Below are 15,996 nucleotides of genomic sequence, written 5' to 3'. Positions count from 1 at the left end.
TCTTTGTTTCAGGTTTCAAGTTGTCACCCTGAGCGAAGTCGAAGGGCATCGAGCTGGGCTTCGACTTCGCTCAGCCTGACATATAAAATGAAAACTAAAATCATTAAAAAATCCCTAAAAGAAACTCTTTCTTTTAGGGATTTTTTTTAATATCTAATTATTTAAAATTATCTAAATTGTCTAATTAATCTAATTAGTCTGATTCAATTCCTTTTCAGGATGATAACCAAATAAATGATGTTCTTTTATAATTTCGGCGATACCCGGCGGAAGCATTGGTTCCCATCCCGGTTTTCCCTGACTGATCATTTTTAATACCTCGCGAGAGAAAACTTCTAAATTATGCGGATCGTAATCTACAACGTCAACCACTTTTCCGTTAAATTTAAAGAATTTGTATAATTCTTTCATTCTCGGATGCACTTTTAAGTTACTAGAATTCATAAGAACACCATCTTCATCCAACATCGGATACAAGAAAACTTTCATATCGCGGTAGAATAATTTTCCAAACGCTTCAAGAATTCCACCACTTAAGTGACGGTAATATTTCTCATCAAAAATATCAACTAAGTTATTTACACCCATTGCCAATCCCATACGCGCTTTGGTATAATTAGCAAAATATTCAACAACTTTATAATATTCCTGGAAATTGGAAATCATAACAGTTTGACCAAGAGAACAAAGCAACTCAGCTCTGTCCATAAAGTCACGTTCGTCAATTTCACCATCCGAACGTAAATTCGAAAGCGTGATTTCAAAAACCACCAAAGTATTTTCTTTTTCAACTTTATTTTCGTCAAGGAACATTTTCAATGATTTCTCATACATATCCATGTTTACTTTCGTAACCGGACGAAAACTTCCTCTTAAAGCCAAAAGGTTTTTTTTGTACAAAATAGCTGCAGGCAGAATGTTTTTTCCTTCCGGATTAAACATTACGGCATCAGTCATTCCGTTTTTAACCAATTGTAAACTCATCAAACGGTTATCAACATCTGCAAAACGAGGTCCTGAGAAGTTAATCGTATCGATTTCTAATTGGTCTTTATCTAAGTGATCGTATAAATAACGAAGTAATCGTTTTGGATCGTTGTATTTGTAAAAAGCACCGTAAATTAAGTTTACACCTAAAATTCCAAGTGTTTCTTGTTGAAGTCTAGCGTCAGTTTCTTTAAAACGAATGTGAAGAATAATTTCGTTATACGCTTCGTCTGGTTCAATTTGGTATCGGATTCCAACCCAGCCGTGACCTTTAAATTGTTTTGCAAAATCTATTGTTGCAACAGTATTGGCGTAACTAAAGAAAAGTTTATTAGGATGTTTCTCGCGGCTTAAACGCTCTTCGATCAATTCTCCCTCAAAAGTCAACATTTTTTTAAGACGGTTTTCGGTCACATATCTACCGTCACCTTCAATTCCGTAAACCGCATCACTAAAATCTTTATCATAGGCAGACATAGCTTTTGCAATTGTTCCCGATGAACCTCCAGATCTAAAAAAATGCCTAACTGTCTCTTGTCCAGCGCCAATTTCAGCAAATGTTCCGTAGATGTTCTCGTTTAAATTAATGCGTAACGCTTTGTCTTTTATAGAAGGAATCTGTTCGATGACCTTGTCACCTTTGAGTTTTATTTCTGTACCCATTTTATTTTAAATAGATTTGTTACAAAGTTAGCAAATTAGGCTTCTAATGAAAGAGAAATAATCCTATTTTTGTAAAAAAATTAACTCCAATTGAAGATCTATTTTTTAGGTACCGGTACTTCTCAAGGCATCCCAATTATCGGGGTCGATCATCCTGTTTGTAAAAGCACTGATGCTAAGGACAAAAGGCTGCGCGTTTCTATCTGGATTACGTGGGACGATCATTCGTATGTTATCGATTGCGGTCCAGATTTCAGACAGCAAATGTTGTCTTGCGGATGCAGAAAACTTGACGCAATTTTATTTACACACGAACATGCAGATCATACTGCCGGTTTAGACGATATTCGTCCGTTTAATTTCAGACAGGGCGAAATTCCTGTTTATGCACATCAGCGTGTAATAGATAATCTTAGACGTCGTTTTGAATATGTTTTTGAAACCGTAAACAAATATCCCGGCGCACCAAGCGTAAAAACAATCGAAGTAAAAAATGATGAACCTTTTGCCGTTGGAGATAAAACAGCAATTCCGGTAAATGTAATGCACGGAGATTTGCAGGTTTTTGGGTACAGAATCGATGATTTTGCTTATTTGACTGATGTAAAAACAATACACGAAACGGAAGTGAGTAAGCTTAAAAACTTAAAAGTTTTAGTTGTAAACGCTTTACGTGTAGAACCGCATGATACACATTTTAATTTGCAGGAAGCTTTAGATTTTATAGATTTAGTCAAACCAGAAGTGGCGTATCTTACGCACATCAGCCATGTTTTAGGTTTTCATGAAGAAGTACAGAAACAACTTCCTAAAAACGTCTTTTTGGCTTACGATAATTTAGAAATTACAATTTAATTATATTATAAAATGAAAAAATCCTTAATGCTTTATCTTTTTATCCTTGCGATATTAATGAATGTTTTTACTTATATGTTTTACAGTCGCGAAGTAAAATTTGGCGAAGAAAGATATGAGAAAACAACCAAAAAGCTAAGAGACAGTATAAATTTAGTTGCGACTAAATTAGCAGACGCAGATTATTTTTCTTTAGAACATAATGAAAAAGCACAAGATTATTTTGATAACAGCGCTTCCGGAGGAAAAGTGATTTTGTATGAAAAACTGATTCCGGTTGTAACCGAAAAATTATTAGACCTAAACTCAAATCCAAAAGGGAATCCATATACAGGACAAGACCAAATAGGGGCGAACAAATTTATCATCAATAAAATAAAAATTTTAAACCACAGATGGATCATTGCAGATTACAGCAACGGAGAATTATGGGGAGAAGTCTTGTTAAAATACTTTGTTGATATGGATGAAAATATTACATTTGAAGTAAATCAAACTTGGTTGTATCAAAAATAGGATTTTAAATCCTATTTTTTTTTGCCTTTAAAATTTAAATAGGACTATGAAAAAGCTAATTTTATTTTCGATTCTTATCACACTTTCTTTTTCCTGCGCGAAAAAGGTTTCTCAGGAAACTAAAACGATAAAAGAAGAAGCCAAACCAAAACTTGTAGGCGGAGATGCAGATGCACACGGATGCAAAGGTTCAGCAGGTTATACGTGGTCAATTCTCAAAAAAGAATGCGTTCGACTTTTTGAAATCGGAACGAAATTAACTCACGCCGAAGATGGTAAAACTTATACAACAGTTGCATATGTAATTTTTGATGGAAACAAAGCCGAACTTTTTCTCGATACTCAAAAAGAATCCATCACTTTAGAAAGAAAATCCGAAGGCGATTCTTGGATAAAAGATGATTTACAGCTAATTCCTTGGAAAGGTTATGTTTTAAAGAAAGCTGGAAAGATTATTTACACTGGACAATAAGTTTAGTGAAATTCCAATTTTTTAAAATTCCAAATTCCAATTTTGGTTCTCGCAGATCTGGCAGATTTTGCGGGATTTTTTTATCTGCTTGATCTGCTAAATCTGCGAGAGAAAAATCATTTTTATTGTGACAAAGACAGAGAAACTAAATAATATCTTTGATAAAGTCAGTAGTTACAACTGTAGCAAATTCTTCATTTAAACTTGCTAAAGCTGTTTGGTGAATTATTTCTGCAGAGAAATTTTCGCCATTTATTCCTTTTTTGTTGAAAGTTGCTGTAGCATCAGAAACCAAATAAACATTATAACCAAAGTTTCCTGCCATTCTTGTAGTTGTAGAAATACAATGATCTGTTGTTAAACCTATAATAACAAGATTTGTAATTTTAGCATTATCCAATAACTCTTTTAAGTTCGTTCCGATAAAAGCACTGTTTACATTCTTTTTAATGATGATTTCACCTTGTAGAGGTTTTACAACATCTTGAAAATCATTTCCAGCGTGAGTTTCATTTAAAATTGAATTTGGATTAGAAGAACAATGCTGAACATGAAAAATCGGAAGGTTTTTACTTCTCCATATTTTCAGAAGTTCTCCGGCTTTTTCTTCAGCATTTGTATTATTTCTATCTCCGCCCCAATATGAAGTATCAAGAAATCCTTTTTGAATATCAATTAAAATTAATGCGGGATTATCAAGTTTTGTAAAGCTCATTTTTAATAGATTTTTTAATTGCTAAAACAATTTTTCTCGTAATCAATAATAAAATTTACTAATGCATCCTCATTTTTAATTTTAATTTCATCAGTTTTGATTTTATCATATAAGATAGGGCAGTCAGTAAATTTTTCTAACATTTCTTTTTGTGTAATTAACCTGCTAAACCCATTTGGAATTAAGTTAGTTACTTTTTCCTGACCAGGTTTTTTAATCAAAAACACTCTATATATAGCAAAATAAGGACTTTGCCTTGTTTCAACTTTTATAAGCGTATAATAAAGCTTTACTTTTTTCGAATACCATCTTTCTCCGAAAATGCTATCATTAATATTGTCATATGTCACAGCTTTTTTATCTTCCATTTTAATCTTAAAAGATTTTAGATCTTTTGGATAATAATCTTTTGAAGTTCCATTTTCTATAACCGTGATTTTTTCTTGAAGAGATAATATTTTATTATTTTTAAAAATCATATTTCCTTTTATCGAAATCTGTACATTTAAAGTATCATTCTCTTTATTAATAATTTGACCATAATAAGTCTGAGAAAAACAAAATGATACTTGTAAAAGAAAAAAAATAGATAATAATGATTTCATAATTTAATTATGTTTTTCCAGCCAATTTTTAAAATCAAAGAAATTTTGTGGCGCAACTCCATGGCCAACAGGATATTCTTTATAAACTACCGGAATATTCAATTTCTCTAAAATAGCAGGTGTTTTTCTAGCCCAATCAACCGGAATAACCTGATCTACAGTTCCGTGAGAAGCGAAGATTCTCAAGTTTGAAAAATCATTATTTTCAAAACCTTCTTTAATAATTTCTTCATTAAAATAACCGCTCATTGCGACTACTCGCTGTATTTTTTCAGGATAAGAAAGCGCAACGGAATAACTTAAAATAGAACCTTGGCTAAAACCAACTAAAGTAACATTATTAGCATCAATAGGATAATTAGCAACTAATTCGTCAATAAATTTTGCGATTAAATCACGTGAACTTTTAGCTTGTTCGTTATCTGAAAATTTGTTTTGATCAGCATCAAAATTGATAGCGTACCAAGCATAAGCTCCGTATTGCAAATCATAAGGCGCTCTCGCAGAAATGATATAATAGTTATCTGGAAGTTCTGTAGCAAACGAAAATAAATCAGCTTCGTTACTTCCATAACCGTGTAATAAAAGCAAAACGGGATTTTTGTCTAAGATTACTTTTGGTGCTTGTATTTTATATTCTAAAGATAGATTCATTGCCGGAAATGATGAGTTATAAGTTAAGAGTTGTTAGGTTTAGCTGAACTTTGTCAAAGTTTTAAACTTTGACAAAGTTATCGAGTTGGAATTTGGAATTTAAAAATTTGAAATTGATCTATCCGATACTTTTAAACCATTTCTGAAATAATCCACCAACCAAAGGAATTGGTCTAGTTTGACCTTGAATAGCACTAAAAATGCCATAACCCCACAAAATAGAAACACAAATCCACATTGGAAACGTGATAAAAAAGCTGTCAAAATTGCTGGTCAGCGCTCCAAAAGAAATAAAAGTAAGCGATAGTCCTAAAGCCTGACGAATATGAAATGAAGCAAAGGAATTTTTGTTTTCAGAGTTCATTGACATAGCAATCAATACGCCAACGATTAAAATATAACTGGTGATTGCAATAGATTTGCCTTCGTCGATTGTATTATTCATTTTATTATTTAGTAACAAGTTGATTTTGATTCAAAATTCCATAAACCGAACCTTTAATTTCAGTTCCTAAAAAAGCAGAATTTTTAGATTTTGAAAGAATATTTTCTTTCGTAAAAGTTGATTTTCCTTCTGGTGTAAAAAATGTAAAATTAGCTTTTGCACCTTCTTCAATAGTATTATTTTCAAGACCAAAAACCGCTTTTCCAGAAGTTAATTTTGCAATTACAGTTTCTAATGGTAAAACCGTTAATAAAGCTCCAAAAGCACTTTCAAGTCCAATAGTTCCGTTTTTAGCCGTATCAAATTCCATTTTTTTAAATTCAATATCAATCGGATTATGATCTGAAGTAATCATATCGATAGTTCCATCAGCAATTCCGTTTAATAAAGCTTGTCTGTCAACTTCGGTACGTAACGGCGGCGTAACTTTAAAACGAGTATCAAAACCGTCTAATTTTTCATCAGTCAAAACCAAATGATGAACAGCAGCGCTACAGGTAAGATTTAAACCTTTCGCTTTAGCTTCTCTAATCAATTGAACCGATTTGGCTGTAGAAATTGTCGGAATATGAAGTTTTCCTCCCGTATATTCTAATAAAAATAAGTTTCTGGATATTTGCAGTTCCTCAGCTAGATTCGGAATTCCTTTAAGTCCTAATCTTGTAGAAACAATTCCTTCATTGGCAACACCATTTCCTTTAATGTTTGGATCTTGCGAATAAACAATTACCAAACCATCAAAATCCTGTACGTATTGCAAAGCAATTTTAAGCAGATTGGCATTGTCAAGACTTTTATTGTAATCTCCAAAAGCAATTGCTCCGGCTTTTTTCATGTCAAAAAGTTCAGCCATATCTTTTCCTTCGCTGGCTTTTGTCAAAGCTCCAATAGGAAAAATTTCGGTTGCAAAACCATTTGCTTTGTTTTTTACAAAATTTACCTGAGATTGGTTGTCGATAACAGGGAAGGAGTTAGGTTGTAAACCTACTGCGGTAAAACCGCTTTTTGCAGCCACATTCAATCCGTTTGCAATAGTTTCTCTGTCTTCGTAACCAGGTTCTCCAAAAGAAACACTGCTGTCAAACCAGCCTTGAGAAACATGAAGATCATCAAAACGTACTATTTCTGCATCGTCATTAGGAAGTGAAACCCCAATTTTTTCGATTAAACCATCTGCAATTAAAAGATCAACGGTCTGATTGTGAAACGGACTTTGAGAGTCGATAATTTTGGCGCTTTTGATGATTATTTTCATATATAGAGAAATTTATTTTAATTGAAACATTAATCTTAATTTTCTTAAACCATTAAGTAATTAAGTTAATAAAGGAAAAGCTTAGTACTCTTAATGGTAAAAACTATTTTACAAATTTTATAATTGCCATTTCTAATGCTAAAAATAACAGTGCAAAGATAACAAACCATTTCCAAATTTGGCTGTCGGTTCGCTCAGTTTGCAGCGTATTAAATATAGTAGAAATAGTATCGGCGGTTTTAAAATCAGAAACAACATTTGTATTGACTTGGCTTAAATCACTTTCGCTTCGGTTATAATTGAAACTTAGGTTTTCTACCCATTCTTTTTTATCAAAAACGCTGTAATTTCCAGCCGTTTCAGGAAAATCATTAAATGTTAATTTGACTTTATTATTTAATATTTGTTGAATCGGAATAAAAGAATCATCATTTCCTTTTACTTCCAAAATAGCATCTTTAGTCAATAAAACATCCACAAAATAAGGTTGATTATTGCCAATTGTCAATGCATTTACACCTGTTTTTTGATTGTTCTGTCCCATTTTATAGAAAAGGGGTACAATCAACGGCGATTGCTGAAAGTTTGAATTTACTGCATTTATTGGCGCAGTAAAAACGGTAATTCCAGAAACTGGATTTTGAATTGCAGTTACAAACGGCGTTTGATCATCATATGATAAAACCGCAGGATACGAACTTAAAACATCAAATGATGAATTAGTTTTTGGGTATTGAAAATTCGTGATTTTATTTTCAAAAACACCAGAAAACAACGGATGATCAAAATTGATTTTGGTAATCAATTTGTTTTTGGTTTCAAGATTTTTAAACTGAATTTTTCCAAAATTGCCTAAAAAAGTATTTAGATTAGAAACCGAAGATTTTCCAGAAGGAATGATAACTAAATTACCACCTTTAGAAACAAATGCTTTTAAAGTGGTCTGTAAAGCTTGCGGAACTTCTTCTAATTCATTTAAAATAATAGTATTCTGTTTTTCTAAGCTATTATAATCTAAACTGCTGATAGCATAATTATGATAATCAAATTCAGCTGAAGTGTAAATTCTGGATAAGAAATTACTTTTTTCAGGATCTCCAATACTAATTACATTCGTTTTTTTAGTTTTCGAAATACTAAAATAAAGTTTGTTGTCGTAACTCAAACCATTGTCGTCAATAGTTACATATCCGTGAAATGCTTCTTTTGGAATCGTAAAATTGATTTTATTTTTCTTAGCATCAAACTTGATAATTGTTTTGGCAATCAGTTTATTTTGATTGTAAAGCGCCATCGAAACAGGTTTGAAATCTTCGCCATAAGCCGATAAGTTTACACTGATTTCGTAAAAGTTTTCTAAAGTCTGATTGATGTAAACACTATCAATCGCGATATTGTTTTTTTGTTCTGCTTCTGGAATTATGAAATATGGTTTGTCTTCAGAATCAATGTTTTTGACATCTTTTTCAGCCAAGCCAACAGCATCTGTAATAATTACAATGTCTTTTTTATGAGCCGATTTGTGTGCTTTTATTTTTGCCATAATTGATGAAAGCTCAAACGGAGTCGCACTGTAATTTAAGTTTTGTAAAGCACTTTTGGATGATTTTATATCAGTATTCCAATAGTTTTCGGTATTGGTAAGCAATGAAAATTGAGCAGTTTCTGGAGTATTTTCTAATAATTCCTGAACGGCACGTTTTAGCAATTCACCTTTTTTTCCTTTAGCCTGCATACTAAACGAATTGTCTAAAACAATATACATTTCGTTTGTTGCATTTTTACTGTCTTTGGCTTCAAAAAAAGGTTGTGCAAAAGCCAATATAACACACGTAAGGAGTAATAAACGTGTTGCTAATAATAATCGTTTTTTGATTTTTGAACTCTTACGGGTCTGAACCGCAAGTTCTTTTAAGAAGCGGACATTGGTAAAAAAGGAAGTTTTAAAGCGTCGTAATTGAAATAAATGAACCAAAATAGGAACAATCAATAAAAACAGAAAGTATAGAATTTCGGGTTGTTTAAAATGCATTATGGCCTCGATTTTTACTTCGTAAAGTTTGCCTTTCACAAAGATACTGGTCAAAAATACAAATTTGTTTTTTTATTTTAACCATATAAGTTATATAAGTTCAATTAAGATCGAGCTTTCAAATTTTTACTCATTTTACTAGAATGAACTTATATAACTTATATGATTTAAAAATGAAGTGTGGTTTAAAAAATGTAACTATTGTAACTTTATTTGTAACTAAATATAAAGGGGCTAAAAAGAATATTCCCTATTTTAGCATATTAAAAAAATAATAAAAAATATGAAAAGATTATATATAGTGCTTTTTTCAGCTTTATCTTGTGCATCACTCCAAGCGCAAAATAAATTTAATCTGCTGGTAGGGACTTATACAAACACATGTCAAAGCAACGGAATTTACGTTTACGAATTTGATGCCTCGACTGGCGCATTTACATTAAAAAATTCTTCAGAAAATGTGGTGAGTCCTAGTTATTTATCCGTTTCGGCAGATAATAAATTTATTTATGCTGTAAACGAAAACGGAACACAAAGTGCTGTAAGTGCTTTTGGTTATGATTCAAAAACAGGAAAACTAAAACCTATAAATTCTAATGCTTCTTTAGGGGCAGATCCTTGTCATTTAATTAATGATGATAAAAATGTAATTGTTGCCAATTATTCTGGCGGAAGCATTGCTGTATTTAAGAAAAATGCCGACGGAAGTATTACGGAAGGACAACAATTAATTCAGCATGAAGGTAAAGGACCAAATGCAGCACGTCAGGAAAAGGCTCATGTGCACATGGTAATGTTTTCTCCAGATAAAAAGTTTGTATTGTCGAATGATTTAGGATTGGATAAAATTTTTATTTATAAGTACAGTGCTGGCGCAGCGCATGAAATCTTAACGCTGAAAGGAAGTGTTGATGTAAAAAAAGGAAGCGGGCCAAGACATTTGACTTTTAGTAAAGACGGCAAATTTGTGTATTTAGTTCAGGAATTAGACGGAACTTTGACTACTTTAAGTTACGATAAAAGCGGAAGCTTGAAAATTGTAGCAGAAACGAGTATTTTGCCTAAAGGTTTTAAGGGCGGAACTGGTGCAGCAGCGATTAAAATTTCACCTGACGGAGCTTTTTTATATGTATCTGACCGTGTAGACGCTAACTCGATTTCGGTTTACAAAATTCTTAAAACCGGAAGTTTAGAATTGGTGGAGCAAGTAAGTACTTTAGGAAAAGGCCCAAGAGATTTCGCAATTGACCCTACAGGAAATTACCTTTTAGTAGGACATCAATATACTAATGATATTATTATTTTTAAAAGAGATAAAACAACAGGAAAACTTACTGATACCAATAAAAAAATCGAGTTGTGTTCGCCAGTTGGTTTGGTTTTTACGAAGATATAGTTTTTTTTTAAAGCTTCTAAGGTGCTAAGCTTCTAAGATAAATATAAAGGCTCAAAGATTAAAGAATTAATCTTTGAGCCTTTATATTTTAATATTGAGAATAAAAAACTTAGCAACTCAGAATCTCAGCACCTTAGAAGCTTAAAAAGAAATCTATTTATCCTTATCTTTTCTCTTCTTATCTCTAGTCTTCAACATATTTCTATTTACAGAACCGTGTGTTTTCTTTTTGGTTTTTGATGGGCCTCCAAGATTTACTTTTTTGTTCTTTTTAGCTTTTTCGTGAAATGCACCATCACCATCAAGTTTCACTTTTTTCATTAAGAATTTTATCGGCTGACGATCTTTCTCTGGTTCGATTAGTTTTTCTGAAACTTCAACTTCTTCTGGGAAATCAGTGATTTCAAGTTCTGTGTTCATTAAAACTTCTGCTTCAATTTTAAATTCTTCCTCACGAGGAGTTACAAAACTAATCGCAGTTCCGCTTGCATCTGCACGACCTGTACGACCAATTCTGTGCATATAAAGTTCCGGTTCTTCCGGAAGTTCAAAGTTGATAACGTGCGAAATATTAGAAATATCCAAACCTCTCGCCATAATATCGGTTGTAATTAAACCGCGTAAATTTCCTTCCTGAAATTCTGCCATCGTACTCAAACGATAATTTTGAGATTTGTTAGAGTGAATAACTCCAAACTGACCTTCAAAATCTTCTTCAATACGTGTATGAAGCATATCCGAAATCTTTTTATTATTCACAAAAACCAAAACACGATCCATGCTTTCGTTTGTTTGTAATAAGTGTTTCAGTAAGTTAACTTTTGTATTAAAGTTAGGAACGTTATAAGTAATTTGTGTGATTTTTTCTAATGGAGTTCCAGATGCGGCCAATGTAACTTCTTCCGGAAAATCAAAAAAGTCATTTAAAACAGCATCAACTTCGTCAGTCATTGTTGCCGAAAATAAAATATTCTGACGTTTGGCTTTCATCATTGCTAAAAGAGCTGTCAATTGCGTACGGAAACCTAAGTTTAGCATTTCGTCGAACTCGTCAATTACTAATTTTTGAGTTTCATCAAAACGAACAACGGCGTCCAAAGCCAAATCCATTGTTCTTCCTGGCGTTCCCACCAAGATATCAATTCCTTCGTAAACAGCTTTTTTCTGTGTATTGATGTTTACTCCACCAAAGATACCAAGAGTTTTAACCGACATGTATTTGGTCAGTTTTTCAACTTCTTCTACAACTTGTACAACCAGTTCACGAGTTGGAACCAGAATTACAATTTTTGGAGTATTGGTATTGGTAAACTTATACAATTTAAGAAGTGGCAATAAATATGCAAATGTTTTACCGGTACCGGTTTGTGCAATTCCCATCATATCGCGACCTGACATAATCACAGAAAAAGTTTTTTCCTGAATCGGAGTAGGTTTAACGAAACCTAATTCGTCGATTGCTTTTTGCAGTGATTTTGGAAGATTGAATTGTTCGAAAGTGCTCATTTACATTAAATTTTGTGCAAATGTACGTTAAAATAACGGTTTGTTTGTTAGATTATCAAATGATTCGAAGAATTTAGATGTTTAATTGTCTGATATTCAATGTTGAAAGGTTTGAAAAGCACGCATTTAAATTCACGAAAATTATGATTCTCTTAATTTTGTCATTTCGACGAAGGAGAAATCACACGCGGGATTCCGCAAAAATAATTGATAATCGTTATGGTTACGAGTGTGATTTCTCCTTCGTGGAAATGACAAGATTAGGGAAAACAAAAACAGAAAAAATCGAATTTAAGTTATTTAAAACCCTTCAAAAACGCCCAATCCAAATAAAGCAAAATCATATTTTACGGGATCGTTCGCGTCCATTTCTCTAAGTTTAAGATCTAATTCTGCTAAAGCTTTAGCGTCATTTTGCTTTCGCGAAAGAATTCCGAGCTTGCGCGCAACATTTCCAGAATGTACATCAAGCGGACATGATAATGCTGCGGGAGAAATACTTTTCCAGATTCCTAAATCTACGCCTTTTGCATCCTGACGCACCATCCAACGCAGGTACATGTTAATGCGTTTTGCTGCGGAATTATTTAAGGGATCTGAAATATGTTTTTGTGTTCTGGGAAGATGATCAGTTTCAAAAAAGATTTTTTTAAATTCATGAATGCTTTTTTGCAAGCTATCATTTTCCTGATTTTTTGCAAAAACAGCTTCAAGTCCGTTGTGGTTTTTATAGATATTTTGGAGGCCTTTTATAAAACCTGCAAAATCATTTCCGTTGAAGGTTCTGTGTACAAAATTTTCTAATCTGGCTAAATCTTCATCAGAATGCGACATAACAAAATCGTAAGGCGTGTTGCCCATTAATTCCATCATTCGGTGTGAGTTTTTAATGATCATTTTACGATTTCCCCACGCTATTGAAGCGCTTAAGAAACCAGCAATTTCCACATCTTCTTTTTGAGTAAACAAATGCGGAATCTGCACAGGATCACTTTCTATAAAATCCTGATTGTTATATTGAATGACTTTTTCGTCTAAAAATTCTTTAAGTTCTTTTTGATTCATGATAAAAATGAAAGTTCTTGAATTACGTAAAGGCCTAGCAGGATTAAGCTCCTAATTACTAATTAAGCCGTCGACCATAACTAATTTTCGATCTGCCATATTGGCTAATTCTTCGTTATGGGTTACAATCACAAAAGTCTGACCGAATTCATCACGAAGCTGAAAGAATAATTGATGTAGATTTTCGGCAGAAAGCGTGTCCAGATTTCCAGAAGGTTCGTCGGCAAAAATAACGTCGGGTTTGTTGATTAAAGCCCTGGCAACGGCAACGCGCTGTTGTTCTCCGCCAGAAAGTTCGCTAGGTTTATGATCAATACGGTGCGAAAGACCTAAGAAATTCAATAATTTTTTGGCTTCTGCTTCTGTTTCAGATGGGCTTTTTCCTGCAATATAGGCCGGAATACACACGTTTTCTAAAGCTGTAAATTCTGGCAGTAACTGGTGAAATTGAAAAATGAAACCTAGATTTAAATTTCTAAATTTCGATAAAGCTTTATCGTTTAATGCTAATATATTTTCTCCGTTTATAGTTAGCGTAGTTTCAGTATCTGATTTTGCCGGTTTGTCCAGCGTTCCTAAAATATGTAAAAGTGTTGTTTTTCCTGCACCAGAAGCGCCAACGATAGAAACAATTTCTCCTTTTTTAATATGCAAGTCAACTCCTTTTAAAACTTGAAGCTGATCGTAGAATTTATGTATATTTTTTGCGTGTATCATTTATGAAACTGTTTTTACAAAGAAACAAAGATTCTGTCGATATTGAATGGGTTCTGACAAATTTTATGAAGATTTTGGTATAAAGGATTATTGAAAAAAAACTTTTATATTTATAAGAAAATAGTGCAGAAAGCGATGAAGGTTAAAATTGGTTTTGTGACATTGGCAATGGTATTTTTTGTGCTTTTTATTAATGCAAAAATATACTCTGATGCTCTCTTTTTGTCTTATACAGTTGATCTGAAAAAACAAGACTTGAAATTATTCTGGAAAGATGATAAGAATCAAAATTTTGGAAGTATTGAGAATTTAAAACTTATACTAGAGAAAAAAGGTTTAGAACTTGATTTTGCAATGAATGGCGGAATGTACAAACAAGATAATTCGCCTCAAGGACTTTATATTGAAAACCAAAAGATTTTATCTCCTTTGGATACGACTACTGCAACAGGCAATTTTTATTTGAAACCAAATGGTGTGTTTTATATAACTACTGAAAATATTCCTAAAATTTGTACGACAGAAAAATTTACAAATGATGGAAAAATTAAATATGCAACGCAATCTGGTCCGATGCTGGTGATTGATAATGAGATTCATCCTGCTTTTAAAAAAGGTTCAATGAATGTGAATATAAGAAACGGAGTTGGAATTCTGCCAAACGGAAAAGTGCTGTTTGTCTTATCTAAAAAAGAGATTAATTTTTACGATTTTGCAAAATATTTTAAAGACTTAGGATGCCGAAATGCCTTATATTTAGACGGTTTTGTATCTCGGGCATATGTTCCGTCTGAAAACTGGATCCAGACTGATGGAAATTTTGGTGTGCTATTTGCAGTAACTACAAAAAAATAAAAAGTGATGAAGACAGAAAATATAGTTTTACAAGAGGAAAAACAGAGAAAGCTTATAATGGGTTTGTTTTTTGATGCTATAGGAATGCTTTCGTTTACCATTCCTTTGGTTGGAGAATTTGGAGATGTTATCTGGGCGCCGCTTGCAGGTTTCCTGATGTCGTATATGTATAAAGGACGCGTAGGGAAGGTGGCTGGTTTTTTTGCTTTTTTAGAAGAAATTCTGCCGTTTACAGATATTATTCCATCGTTTACATTAACGTGGTTGTATACGTATTATATTCAGAAAAAAGATTGAAATTAATCTTTGAATAAAAAACCAAGCCCCATGTTTTTTAGCATTTTCTTTTCGAAGTTCCAAAAGAAACGGAATTGACCGAAAAGAGTTCCAATGGCAACAAGTAATATTTGATATAAGGGAAGAATAATGATTAAACGGATTAGCGTAAACCACAATACGCCAAAATCTTCTTTGTAGATGCCCAGCCAGTCACAAAAAGGTCTAGAAACCCATGCAGATGCCGATCCGGTGATGGCAAATACAATAAATATAATTACGGCTTGTAGGTTTGAGGTGATGCCCCAGCGCTTTTTTAATCTTTCCATTCTTTATTTGTAACGATTACAAATATAGTAACATTATCGTATCGGAACATAGCCTCCGAGTTTTTGTTTGTATGTATTTTGAAAATAAATCATATAGTTATAAATCAGATAATTTACTTCGTATCCATAATGAATGTGTGGCTGATAATCGATTGTCATTTCGTATAAATTTGGATTGTAACGCTGTGGTTGCTGCGCTCTTATATTCCATTCTGTTACGTACATGTAATTTTTATTTTCGAGATAAGATAGCGAATAATAATTTCTTGGAAATGCTCTCGATGCCAGCCAGCTGGTAAAACCGTTATCGATTATAATAACTTCATATTCTAATGAATCGTTTGCAATTCTTACGGTGTCATTTCCAACAGCTTTTGTTACAGGCGGATTTCCTGCATCTGCTACATTTTTTGAAGCTGTAGAGCATGCAATTATCGTAAACAAAATAACTAAAATGTAAATGCAGTTTTTCATCTCATAAATTTACAAAAAAATCAGTGGTGATTTTCAGTATTTAACATAATAAGGCTCTAAGCAACAAAGGTTCTAAGTATCTAAGGTTCTAAGTGAGAAACTGTATAAAAAATAAAGCTGTTTTTAAAAACAGCTTTATATAATATCGCAATAAGAAACTAAATAGAAAAAGCTTAGAA

General features: G+C 32.7%; 18 protein-coding genes. 6 read left to right on the top strand and 12 right to left on the bottom strand.

Annotation, left to right across the window (positions count from 1 at the left end):
• Nucleotides 1-189: 189 nt before the first annotated feature.
• Nucleotides 190-1,650 (bottom strand): TonB-dependent receptor, encoded by a 1,461-nt coding sequence (locus tag EV144_RS05155; protein ID WP_134146769.1) that lies wholly within the window; start codon nucleotides 1,648-1,650, stop codon nucleotides 190-192.
• A 90-nt stretch (nucleotides 1,651-1,740) separates the two neighbouring features.
• Between EV144_RS05155 and EV144_RS05150 the strand changes: the two genes are divergently transcribed.
• From EV144_RS05150 to EV144_RS05140, 3 genes are read left to right on the top strand one after another with little or no spacing between them, the layout of a single operon-like run.
• On the top strand, nucleotides 1,741-2,505 hold the full coding sequence (locus tag EV144_RS05150; RefSeq protein ID WP_134146767.1) for an MBL fold metallo-hydrolase: 765 nt from the start codon (nucleotides 1,741-1,743) through the stop codon (nucleotides 2,503-2,505).
• Between the two features lie 12 nt (nucleotides 2,506-2,517).
• On the top strand, nucleotides 2,518-3,021 hold the full coding sequence (locus EV144_RS05145) for a hypothetical protein (protein WP_134146765.1): 504 nt from the start codon (nucleotides 2,518-2,520) through the stop codon (nucleotides 3,019-3,021).
• Between the two features lie 46 nt (nucleotides 3,022-3,067).
• On the top strand, nucleotides 3,068-3,493 hold the full coding sequence (locus EV144_RS05140) for a hypothetical protein (protein ID WP_134146763.1): 426 nt from the start codon (nucleotides 3,068-3,070) through the stop codon (nucleotides 3,491-3,493).
• A gap of 145 nt (nucleotides 3,494-3,638) precedes the next feature.
• On the opposite strand, the gene EV144_RS05135 is transcribed toward EV144_RS05140, so the two are convergent.
• The 6 genes from EV144_RS05135 to EV144_RS05110 form a co-directional block, all read right to left on the bottom strand.
• A complete protein-coding gene (locus tag EV144_RS05135) occupies nucleotides 3,639-4,208 on the bottom strand; it encodes a cysteine hydrolase family protein (RefSeq protein ID WP_134146761.1) in 570 nt (189 codons plus the stop codon).
• 14 nt (nucleotides 4,209-4,222) lie between these two features.
• Complete coding sequence (locus tag EV144_RS05130) at nucleotides 4,223-4,813, bottom strand: hypothetical protein (RefSeq protein ID WP_134146759.1); 591 nt, start codon at nucleotides 4,811-4,813, stop codon at nucleotides 4,223-4,225.
• A gap of 3 nt (nucleotides 4,814-4,816) precedes the next feature.
• Nucleotides 4,817-5,467: an alpha/beta hydrolase gene (locus EV144_RS05125; RefSeq protein ID WP_134146757.1), complete on the bottom strand. Its 651-nt coding sequence runs from the start codon at nucleotides 5,465-5,467 to the stop codon at nucleotides 4,817-4,819.
• Between the two features lie 118 nt (nucleotides 5,468-5,585).
• Nucleotides 5,586-5,912, bottom strand: coding sequence for a hypothetical protein (locus EV144_RS05120; protein ID WP_134146755.1), 327 nt, complete (start codon nucleotides 5,910-5,912; stop codon nucleotides 5,586-5,588).
• Between the two features lie 4 nt (nucleotides 5,913-5,916).
• A complete protein-coding gene (locus EV144_RS05115; protein ID WP_134146753.1) occupies nucleotides 5,917-7,167 on the bottom strand; it encodes a dihydroorotase in 1,251 nt (416 codons plus the stop codon).
• A gap of 103 nt (nucleotides 7,168-7,270) precedes the next feature.
• Complete coding sequence (locus EV144_RS05110; protein ID WP_134147540.1) at nucleotides 7,271-9,199, bottom strand: vWA domain-containing protein; 1,929 nt, start codon at nucleotides 9,197-9,199, stop codon at nucleotides 7,271-7,273.
• Nucleotides 9,200-9,482: 283 nt separating this feature from the next.
• Between EV144_RS05110 and EV144_RS05105 the strand changes: the two genes are divergently transcribed.
• Nucleotides 9,483-10,595, top strand: a complete 1,113-nt coding sequence (locus EV144_RS05105) for a lactonase family protein (protein WP_134146751.1) — start codon at nucleotides 9,483-9,485, stop codon at nucleotides 10,593-10,595.
• Between the two features lie 153 nt (nucleotides 10,596-10,748).
• On the opposite strand, the gene EV144_RS05100 is transcribed toward EV144_RS05105, so the two are convergent.
• From EV144_RS05100 to EV144_RS05090, 3 genes are all read right to left on the bottom strand, one after another.
• Nucleotides 10,749-12,101, bottom strand: coding sequence for a DEAD/DEAH box helicase (locus tag EV144_RS05100; RefSeq protein WP_134146749.1), 1,353 nt, complete (start codon nucleotides 12,099-12,101; stop codon nucleotides 10,749-10,751).
• Between the two features lie 300 nt (nucleotides 12,102-12,401).
• Entirely contained in the window at nucleotides 12,402-13,166 is a 765-nt protein-coding gene (locus tag EV144_RS05095) for a TIGR02757 family protein (RefSeq protein ID WP_134146748.1), read from the bottom strand.
• A gap of 51 nt (nucleotides 13,167-13,217) precedes the next feature.
• Complete coding sequence (locus tag EV144_RS05090; protein WP_134146746.1) at nucleotides 13,218-13,883, bottom strand: ABC transporter ATP-binding protein; 666 nt, start codon at nucleotides 13,881-13,883, stop codon at nucleotides 13,218-13,220.
• A gap of 135 nt (nucleotides 13,884-14,018) precedes the next feature.
• Here EV144_RS05090 and EV144_RS05085 point away from each other — a divergent pair, with 135 nt between their 5' ends.
• A complete protein-coding gene (locus EV144_RS05085; protein WP_134146744.1) occupies nucleotides 14,019-14,738 on the top strand; it encodes a phosphodiester glycosidase family protein in 720 nt (239 codons plus the stop codon).
• 6 nt (nucleotides 14,739-14,744) lie between these two features.
• Nucleotides 14,745-15,035 carry a hypothetical protein gene (locus tag EV144_RS05080; protein WP_134146742.1) on the top strand — a complete coding sequence of 97 codons (291 nt, stop codon included), beginning with the start codon at nucleotides 14,745-14,747 and terminating at the stop codon, nucleotides 15,033-15,035.
• A 2-nt stretch (nucleotides 15,036-15,037) separates the two neighbouring features.
• Here EV144_RS05080 and EV144_RS05075 read toward each other — a convergent pair whose 3' ends face one another.
• A complete protein-coding gene (locus tag EV144_RS05075) occupies nucleotides 15,038-15,343 on the bottom strand; it encodes a DUF6787 family protein (protein WP_134146740.1) in 306 nt (101 codons plus the stop codon).
• A 33-nt stretch (nucleotides 15,344-15,376) separates the two neighbouring features.
• On the bottom strand, nucleotides 15,377-15,817 hold the full coding sequence (locus EV144_RS05070; RefSeq protein ID WP_134146738.1) for a DUF6146 family protein: 441 nt from the start codon (nucleotides 15,815-15,817) through the stop codon (nucleotides 15,377-15,379).
• Between the last annotated feature and the right edge of the window lie 179 nt (nucleotides 15,818-15,996).

This window comes from Flavobacterium sp. 270 (assembly GCF_004368785.1).
Lineage (GTDB): Bacteria > Bacteroidota > Bacteroidia > Flavobacteriales > Flavobacteriaceae > Flavobacterium.
This window is presented reverse-complemented; position numbering and strand designations above follow the sequence as displayed.